This window comes from Dickeya dadantii NCPPB 898 (assembly GCF_000406145.1).
Lineage (GTDB): Bacteria > Pseudomonadota > Gammaproteobacteria > Enterobacterales > Enterobacteriaceae > Dickeya > Dickeya dadantii.
Map to the genome: position 1 here is coordinate 4175511 of NZ_CM001976.1, position 12047 is coordinate 4187557.

The 12047-nt window shown below is 45.6% G+C and carries 10 protein-coding genes and 1 tRNA gene; 9 read left to right on the forward strand and 2 right to left on the reverse strand.

The features are described 5' to 3' along the window. Position 1: 1 nt before the first annotated feature. Entirely contained in the window at positions 2-874 is an 873-nt protein-coding gene (locus DDA898_RS18710; RefSeq protein WP_038912020.1) for a hypothetical protein, read from the reverse strand. A 176-nt stretch (positions 875-1050) separates the two neighbouring features. Here DDA898_RS18710 and queG point away from each other — a divergent pair, with 176 nt between their 5' ends. Further along, the gene (gene queG, locus DDA898_RS18715; protein WP_013319590.1) at positions 1051-2190 is read left to right on the forward strand and encodes a tRNA epoxyqueuosine(34) reductase QueG; all 1140 of its coding nucleotides are present in this window, start codon (positions 1051-1053) and stop codon (positions 2188-2190) included. A 282-nt stretch (positions 2191-2472) separates the two neighbouring features. On the opposite strand, the gene DDA898_RS18720 is transcribed toward queG, so the two are convergent. Further along, a tRNA-Gly gene (locus DDA898_RS18720) sits at positions 2473-2548 on the reverse strand. 617 nt (positions 2549-3165) lie between these two features. Here DDA898_RS18720 and DDA898_RS18725 point away from each other — a divergent pair. From DDA898_RS18725 to DDA898_RS18760, 8 genes are all read left to right on the forward strand, one after another. After that, a complete protein-coding gene (locus DDA898_RS18725) occupies positions 3166-4563 on the forward strand; it encodes a mannose-1-phosphate guanylyltransferase/mannose-6-phosphate isomerase (RefSeq protein ID WP_013319591.1) in 1398 nt (465 codons plus the stop codon). 24 nt (positions 4564-4587) lie between these two features. Continuing rightward, on the forward strand, positions 4588-5961 hold the full coding sequence (locus DDA898_RS18730) for a phosphohexomutase domain-containing protein (protein ID WP_038912022.1): 1374 nt from the start codon (positions 4588-4590) through the stop codon (positions 5959-5961). A gap of 35 nt (positions 5962-5996) precedes the next feature. Next, a complete protein-coding gene (gmd, locus tag DDA898_RS18735) occupies positions 5997-7115 on the forward strand; it encodes a GDP-mannose 4,6-dehydratase (RefSeq protein WP_013319593.1) in 1119 nt (372 codons plus the stop codon). 64 nt (positions 7116-7179) lie between these two features. Then, positions 7180-7953, forward strand: coding sequence for an ABC transporter permease (locus DDA898_RS18740; protein WP_033112096.1), 774 nt, complete (start codon positions 7180-7182; stop codon positions 7951-7953). A 3-nt stretch (positions 7954-7956) separates the two neighbouring features. Further along, positions 7957-8688 carry an ABC transporter ATP-binding protein gene (locus tag DDA898_RS18745; protein ID WP_013319595.1) on the forward strand — a complete coding sequence of 244 codons (732 nt, stop codon included), beginning with the start codon at positions 7957-7959 and terminating at the stop codon, positions 8686-8688. 10 nt (positions 8689-8698) lie between these two features. Next, on the forward strand, positions 8699-9637 hold the full coding sequence (locus DDA898_RS18750; RefSeq protein WP_038902156.1) for a GDP-L-fucose synthase family protein: 939 nt from the start codon (positions 8699-8701) through the stop codon (positions 9635-9637). Then, on the forward strand, positions 9634-10833 hold the full coding sequence (locus DDA898_RS18755; protein ID WP_013319597.1) for a glycosyltransferase family protein: 1200 nt from the start codon (positions 9634-9636) through the stop codon (positions 10831-10833). The genes DDA898_RS18750 and DDA898_RS18755 overlap by 4 nt, the downstream gene beginning before the upstream one ends. 51 nt (positions 10834-10884) lie before the next feature. Further along, the gene (locus DDA898_RS18760; RefSeq protein WP_038902158.1) at positions 10885-12012 is read left to right on the forward strand and encodes a glycosyltransferase; all 1128 of its coding nucleotides are present in this window, start codon (positions 10885-10887) and stop codon (positions 12010-12012) included. Positions 12013-12047: the final 35 nt, after the last annotated feature.

Consider the following 12047-nt stretch of genomic DNA (forward strand, 5'->3'; position numbering starts at 1 on the left):
TTCAGCGCAGCGACCCTTCCAGCACATCGACAAACTGTTTTAATGCTTGTACATGCGTCTGCACGGTTTGCTCGTCGTAGCTTATTCGCAACGTGTCACGCATATCACTAATGAATGTCGCCGACGAAGACAGATCCGCCGAAGCAAAACGGTTCGTTACCCGTTCTCCGGCAATTGACTGGAACAATTTTTCGGCATTCGTCTGATATTCACTGCTCCATTCGGGGTGCTGGGGAAGCTGCTTCACGAAATCGAGATAAGGCGAAAACCAGTCGCCGCCGCTTTCCAGCGCATCCCGATATGCCTGATAGCGGCCAGGATCTTTTTCCTTCATCAGTTCGGCGACATCCACTTTATATTCGTTCGTGCCGGGAACACGCTCAGGCAGAGTAAGATAAGAGACGTTGCCGCCGTCATCCACCTGACGCGTATTCACTACCGATGCCAGCAGATTCATACTTTCCATAAACGCCGTTTTCTTATTGCCGCTTAAATAACGCTCGGCAAAATAGCCGGCCTGAGATAAACCGAGTTCCAGCGCCAGCTGACGCTGCTCGTCGTCCGACTCAGTCGCATTTACGAAGTTGTCGTCAATCAGGCGGTATATGGCTTGCGAAACCTGTTCCGGTTGATCGGCCAGCGCATCCGCTATGCCATTATCGATCTGCGAAGAAAAATAATACCGTGCCGGCGACGTCACCATATCTCCTTCCGCCAGTTGGCGTCCTTCATTACTGATTTGGACGTATTCAACCGCCTGTTTCTCCGAAGGCGCCACATACACCATGGTCGCCTCCTGCGGCTTATTGGGGTCAATATGCAAATTCAGATCCTGATTCACCAGCCGGTAAGCCGAAAGCGCTGTTGTTTCCACTTCATTTCCTCCCAGAGCCATGACGAATATTGCCAATTAGCTCAAATTATCGACACTCTGTGCAAAATTATTAATATATATGTCAATTTATTACTAACACTATCATCGACTCGCCGCGAACGACGCAGGGACAATGTGATAAAATCAGACGTCCGGTTTTTTCTTGATGGTTACGCATGACATACCCCTACGATCTCAACGAACTCGCACAGCTCATCAAACAATGGGGACTTGAATTGGGTTTCCAGCAAGTGGGGATTTGCGACACGGATTTATCTCATGAAGAGCCCCGGCTTCAGGCATGGCTCGACAAGCAGTATCACGGCGAAATGGAATGGATGGCGCGCCACGGCATGATGCGGGCCCGTCCACATGAGTTGTTGCCCGGAACGTTACGCGTCATCAGCGTACGCATGAATTATCTGCCGGCCAAAGCCGCGTTTGCCAGTACGCTGAAAAGCCCGAACCTCGGATACGTCAGCCGCTACGCACTGGGGCGTGATTATCATAAGTTACTGCGTCAACGCCTTAAAAAGCTGGGCGACCGAATTCAGACGCACTGCGGCGAGTTGCAGTTTCGTCCCTTTGTCGATTCCGCTCCGATCATGGAACGGCCACTGGCCGCCAAGGCCGGGCTTGGTTGGGTTGGCAAGCACTCACTGGTGTTGAACCGGGAAGCCGGGTCCTGGTTCTTTCTGGGGGAACTGCTGATTGACCTGCCCTTACCGGTAGACCAGCCGGTTGAAGAACAGTGTGGTAAATGCGTAGCCTGCATGACTACCTGCCCTACCGGCGCGATTGTCGAGCCTTATACTGTTGATGCTCGCCGTTGCATTTCCTACCTGACTATTGAGCTGGAGGGCGCAATTCCGGAACCTCTGCGTCCGCTAATGGGGAACCGCATCTACGGCTGTGACGATTGCCAACTGATTTGCCCCTGGAATCGCTTCTCGCAACTGACCGATGAAGCTGATTTCAGCCCGCGGGCGGCTTTACATGCGCCGGAGCTGCTGACGCTGTTTAGTTGGGATGAAACCCGTTTTTTGCGGGTAACTGAAGGTTCCGCCATCCGGCGCATCGGCCACGAACGCTGGTTGCGCAATATCGCCGTCGCACTGGGCAACGCGCCCTACGAAGATCGGATCATTTTGGCGCTGCGGGGCCGGCTGGGGGAAAGCGCCTTGCTGGACGAACATATTCATTGGGCCATCGACCAACAGCTAACCCGACGCGGTCAACAATCGGTTGACGTTCAACCGCCGCAAAAAAAACGGTTAATCCGCGCGATAGAGAAAGGTTTGCCGCGAGACGCCTGAAATTTTACGTTGCGATTGTTTGACGATACTGAACCATCCGTCTGTGGATAATTTTAAAAAAGCGTTGTCAATCAATCATCACAAAAAGTACAAGTGATCTGGATAGCGTTTTTTATCATAAATTTATCTTTTTATTTCAATATCTTGAAATAATATCTTCTTCGTGACATTTCCGGGCAGGCGCAAATGGCCCGTTTTCAGGCTGTGGATAAGTCTGTTCAGAAAAGTATGAACATAAGCAGAAAAAGTGTATGACAATGAAGAAATGCAGAAGTGTAAAACTGGAGCGGGAAACGAGACTCGAACTCGCGACCCCGACCTTGGCAAGGTCGTGCTCTACCAACTGAGCTATTCCCGCACACGCAACGATTAAGTATTGACGCTTTTCCGCCAAACGCAAACTGACGTGATCACATTTTGCGCCACTTTTATGACAACACAGTTAACCTATTGATTTAACTGAATTTTAAAAGTCATATCGCAGAGAGGGCAGCATTATGAACCAATCTTTCCCTTCTGACAAGGGGAGATAAACAATTTTCTTTGCACCGCACTGAGCCCGGTAAGTGGTTTCACCCGTCAGCCATCACCGGTCCTTCCACACTCTGCCGATGACGCAAAAACGTATCCTGCCTGATTTTTGAAAATAAGGAAGCACGGTTTTATTTCAGAACATTCTCCTATAAAGAGTAAACGATAAAAATTCTTATTATCGAATATGACAAATAGGAAAATCACCACTAAAAAAAGTCCGTCATTGCTGTAAAATAGTGACTTAACCTGTAAAATCGGGACAGTAAAAGATAGGTACTGAACATAGATGATGCAGGCGCATCTGCTTGATATATATAAAACCCATACAATTCAGAGCTTTGGCAACTGTGAGCCAAGGGCGGTAGCTTGTCTGAATTAATATATCCCCAAGCGATTCGAAAAACCCCTTTTCGAACGGAAAACAATCAAGGTCATTACAAGATGTTACTCCCCGTAATCATGGCTGGTGGTACAGGTAGTCGCCTGTGGCCGCTTTCACGTGAACTTTATCCCAAGCAGTTCATTTGTCTCCACGGTCAGAATTCCATGCTGCAGGAAACGGTTAACCGCCTGAGTGGTATTGAAACGCGAGCGCCTGTAGTTATCTGCAACGAAGAGCACCGTTTCCTGGTTGCGGAACAGTTGAGACAAATTAACCAGCTATCCAACAATATCATTCTGGAACCTGCGGGGCGCAATACTGCTCCAGCGATCGCGCTAGCCGCGCTGAACGCGATCAGACAGGGAGAAGACCCGCTCCTATTAGTACTTGCCGCCGACCACATCATTGAAAATACAGCCGCATTTCACTCCTCCATCAAAAAAGCCATCGCCTACGCCCAGAAAGGAAGTTTGGTCACGTTTGGTATCGTCCCTACCGGACCTGAAACCGGCTACGGATATATTCAGCGCGGCGAAAGACTACCCGGCGACGAATCCTCGCCTCATAAGGTTTTACGGTTTGTTGAAAAACCAAGCCTCAAAATTGCAGAGGAATATTTGCAGTCGGGCGAATATTACTGGAATAGCGGCATGTTCATGTTCCGCGCCAAACGTTATTTACAGGAACTGGAAAAATTCCGTCCCGATATTTTGAAAGCGTGCCAGTTATCTATTGAGGGCGTTAGTCAGCAAGGGGACTTTATTAATGTCCAGACCGAGCACTTTATTACCTGCCCGGACGAGTCCATCGATTACGCGGTAATGGAAAAAACCGAAGACGCCGTTGTTGTTCCTTTAGACGCAGGATGGAGCGATGTCGGCTCCTGGTCGGCGCTGTGGGAAGTCAATGAAAAAGACGACGACGGCAACTCGCTGAAAGGCGACACCTTCCTGCATAACACCAAGAACTGTTATATCAATACCGATGACCAACTGGTTGCCGCGATCGGCGTTGATAACCTGGTAATCGTCAATACCAAGGATGCCGTGCTGGTCGTCCAGAAAGACCAGGTTCAGGATGTAAAACGGGTGGTTGAATTCCTGAAAGAAAAATGCCGCCGCGAATACCGTCGTCACCGGGAAACTTACTGGCCCTGGGGACGTTGCGATCTGATTGTCCGCACTGACCGGTTTAACGTTAACCGCATTACCGTGAAACCCGGCGAATCATTCCCACTGCAAATGCATTATCACCGCACCGAGCACTGGGTCATTTTGTCCGGTACGGCCAAGGTGACTATTCAGGATAAAACTCAGCTATTAACTGAAAATCAATCCACTTTTATCCCCATTGGCGCTATGCATAAGCTTGAGAATCCTGGAAAGATCCCGCTGGAAATGCTGGAAATCCAGTCTGGTTCCTATTTGGGTGATGATGATTTTATTGAAATCAATTGATAATCAAAATTTCAGAAGGGATATATGTCAGCATTAACGTGTTTCAAAGCCTATGATATTCGCGGTGAATTAGGCAAAGAGTTGAATGAGGATATCGCTTATCGCATCGGCCGAGCCTATGGGCAATTTCTTTCACCGAAAACGGTAGTCGTAGGCGGAGATGTTCGTCTAACCAGCGAATCCCTGAAAATGGCGCTGGCAAACGGATTAATGGACTCCGGCACCGATGTGCTGGATATAGGGTTAAGCGGCACGGAAGAAGTGTATTTCACTACCTTCCACCTGAATCTTGATGGTGGTATTGAAGTCACGGCCAGCCATAATCCAATGAATTACAACGGCATGAAATTAGTCCGAGATAATGCGAAGCCGATCAGCGGCGACACTGGGCTACGAGATATTCAACGGCTTGCGGAAGAAAACACCTTCCCTGCGGTTGATCCGCAAAAACGCGGTTCTTATAAGAAGATCGATATACTGAATGCGTACGTCGATCATCTAATGAGCTATATCGACCTCAATAATTTTACGCAGCCGTTCAAGCTGGTAATCAACTCAGGCAATGGCGCCGCCGGTCATGTTATCGATGAGATCGAGAAACGATTCAAGCAAGCCAATGCTCCGGTTGAATTTATCAAGGTACACCATCAGGCGGATGGTAATTTCCCTAATGGTATCCCGAACCCTCTTCTGCCTGAATGCCGTAAAGATACGTCTGATGCCATGCTCAAGCATAATGCGGATATGGGCGTTGCGTTCGACGGAGATTTTGATCGCTGCTTCCTTTATGATAATCATGCCGAGTTTATCGAGGGTTACTACATTGTCGGTTTACTCGCCGAAGCCTTTCTGCAGAAAGAATCTGGCGCAAAAATCATCCATGACCCACGCCTGACCTGGAATACGATTGATATCGTGAAGAGGGCTGGCGGTGTTCCCGTCATGTCAAAAACCGGCCATGCGTTCATCAAAGAACGGATGCGCAGCGAAAACGCCATTTATGGCGGCGAAATGAGCGCACACCACTACTTCAGAGATTTCGCCTACTGCGATAGCGGTATGATTCCCTGGTTGCTGGTCGCGGAATTACTGTGTATTAAAAAAACCACGCTTTCAGACACCCTGAATGAAAGAGTGAATTTATTCCCGTGCAGCGGGGAAATAAATTATCGTGTTGAGAATGCAAAAGAAGTCCTGTCCCGGATTGAAGAAGTTTATGTGGGTAACGCCAAGCGCGCAGAATATGTTGATGGAGTGAGTATTGAATATGAGGATTTTAGATTCAATGTCCGAGTTTCCAACACTGAACCGCTTCTGAGACTGAATGTAGAAACCAACAACAGCAGCGAGTTACTGCGTGCCGAAGTTGAAAAGCTAGATAAAATTATTAAATCTTAATATCAAGACAGTAAAATAATATTGGAGAGTTATAGATGAAGAAAGTTGCTTTGATTTCCGGTGTAACAGGGCAGGATGGTTCTTATCTTGCTGAGTTCCTTTTGGAAAAAGGTTACGAAGTTCACGGTATTAAGCGCCGTTCATCACTATTTAATACACAGCGTGTTGACCATTTGTATCAGGATCCGCATGAAGAGAATGTAAAATTCAACCTTCATTATGGCGATCTGACTGATACCTCCAACCTGACTCGTATTATTGCTGAAGTTCAGCCTGACGAAATTTACAACCTGGGCGCACAGTCACACGTTGCAGTCAGCTTCGAATCCCCGGAATACACCGCGGATGTTGATGCTATCGGTACGCTTCGCCTGCTGGAATCTATCCGTTTCCTGGGCCTGGCCAACAAGACCCGTTTTTATCAGGCATCAACTTCTGAACTGTATGGTCTGGTGCAGGAAATCCCGCAGAAAGAAACCACGCCGTTCTACCCGAGAAGCCCGTACGCCGTAGCTAAAATGTACGCTTACTGGATTACAGTAAACTACAGAGAATCCTATGGTATGTACGCCTGTAACGGCATCCTCTTCAACCATGAATCTCCGCGTCGCGGCGAAACGTTTGTGACCCGTAAAATCACACGCGGCCTGTCCAACATCGCACAAGGCCTGGAAAAATGCATTTACATGGGCAACCTCGATTCTCTGCGCGACTGGGGTCACGCTCGTGACTACGTCAAAATGCAGTGGATGATGCTGCAGCAGGAAAAACCGGAAGACTTCGTCATCGCGACCGGCGTTCAGTATAGCGTACGTGACTTCATCAGAATGTCTGCCGCCAAACTGGGTATTGAACTGGAATTCACCGGTACTGGCGTCAACGAAAAAGCGGTAGTATCCAAAATCACGGGCAATAATGCGCCGGCACTGAAAGTAGGTGATGTGATCGTGGCTGTCGACCCGCGTTACTTCCGTCCTGCCGAAGTAGATACGCTGCTGGGTGACCCGAGCAAAGCGAAAAATGTACTGGGCTGGGTACCGGAAACGACACTGGAAGAAATGATCGATGAAATGGTCGCTTATGACCTGGAAAAAGCTAAGCAATTCGCTTTGCTGAAATCCAACGGTTACGATGTAAGCGTAAGCGTAGAATAACTCGATACAACAAATTAAAAGAGCTGTATTAATCAGCTCTTTTATTAATTTGGGCACTTCTTACATGTTAAATGACTTAAAATCAGCGTTAAAGAACCCGGAGTCGTGGGTAGTTTTATCCTGGTATGATATTAAGCAGAGATATAAACGCTCAACGCTAGGCCCTTTTTGGGTAACAATCAGCACTGCTATTCTGGTAGGGATGTTGAGCTTATTGTGGTCAACTCTCTTTAAGTTAGATGTAAAAGATTACCTCCCTTTCTTCTGTATAGGTCAGGTATTCTGGACATATATCTCTACCCAACTGACCGAAGCCAGTAACGGTTTTATTCAGTTTGATTATATAATCCGCCAGTCGAAAATATCTTTCACATCAATAATGTTAAGAATACTAAGTAGAAACATTATTGTTTTCCTTCACAACTTCATCATTATTATTTTTGTTATTACCTTTGTCGGTCCGGGATGGACTGTTACTGCCCTGCTATCCATTATAGGGTTTGTATTGTTATCAGTGGCATTAGTCTCAAGCTCTCTGATATTAGGTATCATATGTACCCGATTCAGAGATATGCAGATGATTATTCAAAACATCCTGTTAGTCAGTTTCTACTTTACTCCAATTATGTGGAAAACAGATCAACTGAATGAACAATGGCTTTATTGGGTTCAATTCAATCCATTAGTTCATTTTTTTAATATCATCCGTGAGCCCATGCTTGGTCATTTGCCAGATCAGAACTCAATGATTATCGCAACCGCAATAACTGTTGTTCTGTTTATACTGTCAATGATAACTCTCAATAAGACTAAAACCAAGATTGCGTACTGGCTTTAATATATGAAGAAAATAATTGAGGCGGTAAACGTCAGCGTTGAGTTTCCAATATATTCATCATCCCAGCGCAGCCTGAAAAAGATGATTTTCAAGCGTACCGTTGGGGGTGGATTCACCGATAACACAAGTTATGTCACGGTTAAGGCCCTGAATAACGTCTCCTTTGATGTGCATGAAGGCGAACGGGTCGCGCTGATAGGGCATAACGGTGCAGGGAAAACTACGCTGTTACGAGTTCTGGCCGGTGTCTATCACCCCTCTTCCGGCGCTATCAATATTGCAGGGGAGGTTGTCTCCCTCATCGATATGGCAATGGGAATGGACAGTGAAGCAACGGGATACCAGAATATTTATATACGAGGAATCCTGCTTGGTTTGAAAAGAAAAGAAATTGCCAAGCATATCGATTACATTATCGAATTCAGTGAACTCGGTGATTATATCAACCTCCCCGTCAGAACCTATTCCAGTGGTATGCTGTTACGTCTTGCCTTCTCTATCATCTCTATCCTGAAACCCAGTGTTCTGCTGATGGATGAATGGCTGACCGTTGGCGATACCTATTTCAGAGAGAAAATGGGGAAAAAACTGGAGGAGATGATCAACAATACATCTGTTCTGGTACTGGCCTCTCACTCTAAAGATATTATCAAAAAATACTGTAATAGGTTCTTCTTACTACAGAACGGAAGTATTACAGAACTGGCACTCTCTGATTTAGATAATTATCTATAATGGTGAATAAATGGAAAGGAAGAGCAAGATTTTAATCACTGGCGCAGGCGGTGTCTTAGGATATGGCTTAACCGATGCGCTGGCAAAAAATGGTTATGATAATGTACTTACCCCAAATAGAGATGAGATGAACTGCCTGAGTCAGGAAAGTGTTGATGATTATTTCAACCAACACCAACCTGATTATGTTTTCCATCTGGCATCGCTTGTATTCGGTTTGAAAGGGAATCTAGATAACCAGCTAAAATCGATATCCAACAATACCATTATCAACCAGAACGTTATCCTGGCCTGCCATAAGTTTAACGTAAAGAAAATCTTCTTTGCTGGTACCGTCGCCTCTTATCCTTTCCCGTATGTTCAGCTACCATTGGATGAAGGCGATTTGATGTTGGGTGAGCCTCATGGGGGCGAGTATGGCTATGCCATGTCCAAACGACATGCTCTGGCTTACCTTAAGATATTGAACCAGTATCATAATGTTGATTATTGTTATGCCCTGTTCACCAATCTGTTTGGCGCAAACGATAAGTTTGATCCAATCAATGGACATGTCATTCCTTCATTGATCGATAAAACATACAACAGTTTGCTACGCGGTGATAACCAACTGACAGTATGGGGTAGACCTGAAACGACACGAGATTTCCTATACAATAAGCAGGCTGGTCTGGCAGCGCTACACGTCATGAATAACCTGAGTGGTGTGGTCAATATTGCCAGCGGCGTAGAAACGTCAATGGGAGATATCGTGAACGCGATTGCCCGTTATTATGATAACAAAATAACGGCAGTGTGGGACGCGAACGCTCCGATCGGAATTCCGAAAAGAAGTGTATCAATAAAGCGCTTGAATGATTCAGGCTTTCAACCAGAGTTTGATTTAAACCTGCAAATCTCAGATACAATTTCTTGGTATGAGAACAATATTTCCAGGATAAGAAAATGAAAAAAATAGCTATAATTTCCAGCTTCTCCGAAAGCTGTGGCAACGCTTATTTTACAAGAATTTTGATGGACTCCATGACAGATGCTGGTGTTCAGGTTGAGTGTCTCAGCTTAAACTTATTGTTAACTCAATCTGTTAACCCTGAGGTCAGAAAGAAAGCCGACAAACATATCGACGATCTGTGTGAAAAACTCAAACAGTTTGACGGTGTAAATATTCAGTTTGAAGCCGGGCTCTATGGCACTATCCCGTCCGATATCATCAAACGCACATTAAAGCTGGTTTCCGCCAACCCGCACACCAGCGTGACGCTGCATAGCCCAAGACTGGTTAGCGATAGCGCGTCACAGCGCGAAGCCATTAAACAGGCGCTCAAGCTACGTATCAAAACAGCCATCAGGATGTATTTCGCCGAACTCAGACGTAATGTGTCGACCCGTCTGAATGCGACCATTATCAAAAACCTGATCAAGAGAAGAATCAATATTATCGCTCATACTTTAAGAGCGAAGGAACAGATTGAATTATTCTTCAATTACGACAACGTTCATGTACATCCGTTGAAAATCGTGGATGAATCACATGAAACATCGCCGGACCTCCTGAAGGCGATTAGAGTAAAATATAAATTCCGTGAGAATGATAAAATCATCGGTATGTTTGGCTTTGTGAATGAATACAAAGGCCACTCAATGGCGATTAAGACGTTATCCTGCATGCCGAAAGGTTATAAATTAATGATCTTTGGCAGACAGCACCCTCAGACGATCAAGAATAACGAACTGGTTAACCATTATATTTCATCACTTCAGCATCAGATTCATTGTGATAAAGTCGCGGATCGCGTTTTCTTCATGGGTGAATACGATAACGAAGATTTTATCAACCTTGCAGGATCGGTTGACTACGTTTGGCTACCCTATGTAGAAAACGGCCAGGATGGTTCAGGTATCGCGTCCATTTGTATGGACGTATCCAAACAAGTGCTGTGCTCTTCGTCATTTGCATTTGATGAATTATTCCGCCTAATTCCAGATTACAGCAACTATTCGCGATTCGATATCGGTAACTATTTGGAACTGGCAACCAAAACAACGCGCTTTATTCCTGCCAAGCCTAAGCAAGCATCATCCGGAGAGAAGAAATATACTCTACGGTCTCAGGCCGAGCTTTATATCAAGCTGTCGACAGAATAAAGCGAAAGAGCCGTCTCTTGGTGAGGCGGCTCATCATTTTCTGGGAAAAACATGATTAACGTTCTGCATTTTTATAAAACGTACTACCCCTACACTTATGGTGGAATTGAGCAGGTTATATTTCAACTTTGTGAGGGTGCGGCTCATCATGGCGTTAACTCAACGGTTGAGTATATTGCTCCCAATAAAGACAGTGATATAGAACAGTTTCACCACCATAACGTCACCTGCGACCATAAATTTTTCGAAATATCTTCTACCCCTTTTTCCTTATCATCGATAAGAAAATTCAAAAAGCTGGCGGAATCCGCAGATATCATTCATTACCATTTCCCTTATCCCTTTGCGGATATGCTGCATTTTATCTGCAAAATTAAAAAGCCGACAGTCGTCAGCTATCACTCTGATATTCTGAAACAAAAGTATTTACTGAAATTGTACAAGCCACTGATGTACAATTTTCTGGATTCGGTGACATCGATTGTAGCAACGTCGCCAAACTATCTGGCTACCAGCGAGACACTGCAAAAATTCAGCCATAAAACCTCGGTGATTCCTATTGGTCTGGATGCTCGCTCTCATCAGGTTATTGATAATGACAATAAGCTGAAATGGCAAAAAATCCTCCCCGAACGCTTTCTGCTGTTTATCGGAAATCTACGGTATTACAAAGGTCTGGGCACACTTTTAGATGCCATAGAGAATAGCCCGGAAATAAAAATTGTTATTATTGGATCCGGGCCTCAGGAAAAGCAGTTAAAAGAACAGGTCTCAAGAAAAAACATTGAGAATGTCTATTTTCTTGGTGCACTGCCTGATAATGATAAAAACACATTACTTGCACTTTGTTCCGGCATTGTTTTTCCGTCTCAATTACGAACAGAAGCGTTTGGCATCACCCTGCTGGAAGGGGCAATGTATGGTAAACCGCTGATCTCCTGTGAAATTGGCACCGGTACATCTTTTATTAATATTGATCGTCAAACCGGGATTGTCGTGCCGCCATCGGATCCGGCAAAACTGCGTGAAGCGATGGAATATCTGTGGGTGAACCCGGAGAAAGCACAGGAAATGGGCATGAACGCCCAAAAACGATTCCACGAGTTATTCACGGCTGAAAAAATGGTGAATGACTACGTCGCCCTTTACAAAAAACTTCTGCATAGGGAGCACGCCTAGTCATCCCCCTATTTATGGCGGCAAGGATGTTATGG

What these genes read in the sequence shown, in the direction of transcription:
- gmd (WP_013319593.1), top strand. Translation starts at nt 5,997, where the DNA reads ATGAAGAAAGTTGCTTTGATTTCCGGTGTAACAGGGCAGGATGGTTCT.
- DDA898_RS18730 (WP_038912022.1), top strand. Translation starts at nt 4,588, where the DNA reads ATGTCAGCATTAACGTGTTTCAAAGCCTATGATATTCGCGGTGAATTA.
- queG (WP_013319590.1), top strand. Translation starts at nt 1,051, where the DNA reads ATGACATACCCCTACGATCTCAACGAACTCGCACAGCTCATCAAACAA.
- DDA898_RS18750 (WP_038902156.1), top strand. Translation starts at nt 8,699, where the DNA reads ATGGAAAGGAAGAGCAAGATTTTAATCACTGGCGCAGGCGGTGTCTTA.
- DDA898_RS18740 (WP_033112096.1), top strand. Translation starts at nt 7,180, where the DNA reads ATGTTAAATGACTTAAAATCAGCGTTAAAGAACCCGGAGTCGTGGGTA.
- DDA898_RS18760 (WP_038902158.1), top strand. Translation starts at nt 10,885, where the DNA reads ATGATTAACGTTCTGCATTTTTATAAAACGTACTACCCCTACACTTAT.
- DDA898_RS18725 (WP_013319591.1), top strand. Translation starts at nt 3,166, where the DNA reads ATGTTACTCCCCGTAATCATGGCTGGTGGTACAGGTAGTCGCCTGTGG.
- DDA898_RS18755 (WP_013319597.1), top strand. Translation starts at nt 9,634, where the DNA reads ATGAAAAAAATAGCTATAATTTCCAGCTTCTCCGAAAGCTGTGGCAAC.
- DDA898_RS18745 (WP_013319595.1), top strand. Translation starts at nt 7,957, where the DNA reads ATGAAGAAAATAATTGAGGCGGTAAACGTCAGCGTTGAGTTTCCAATA.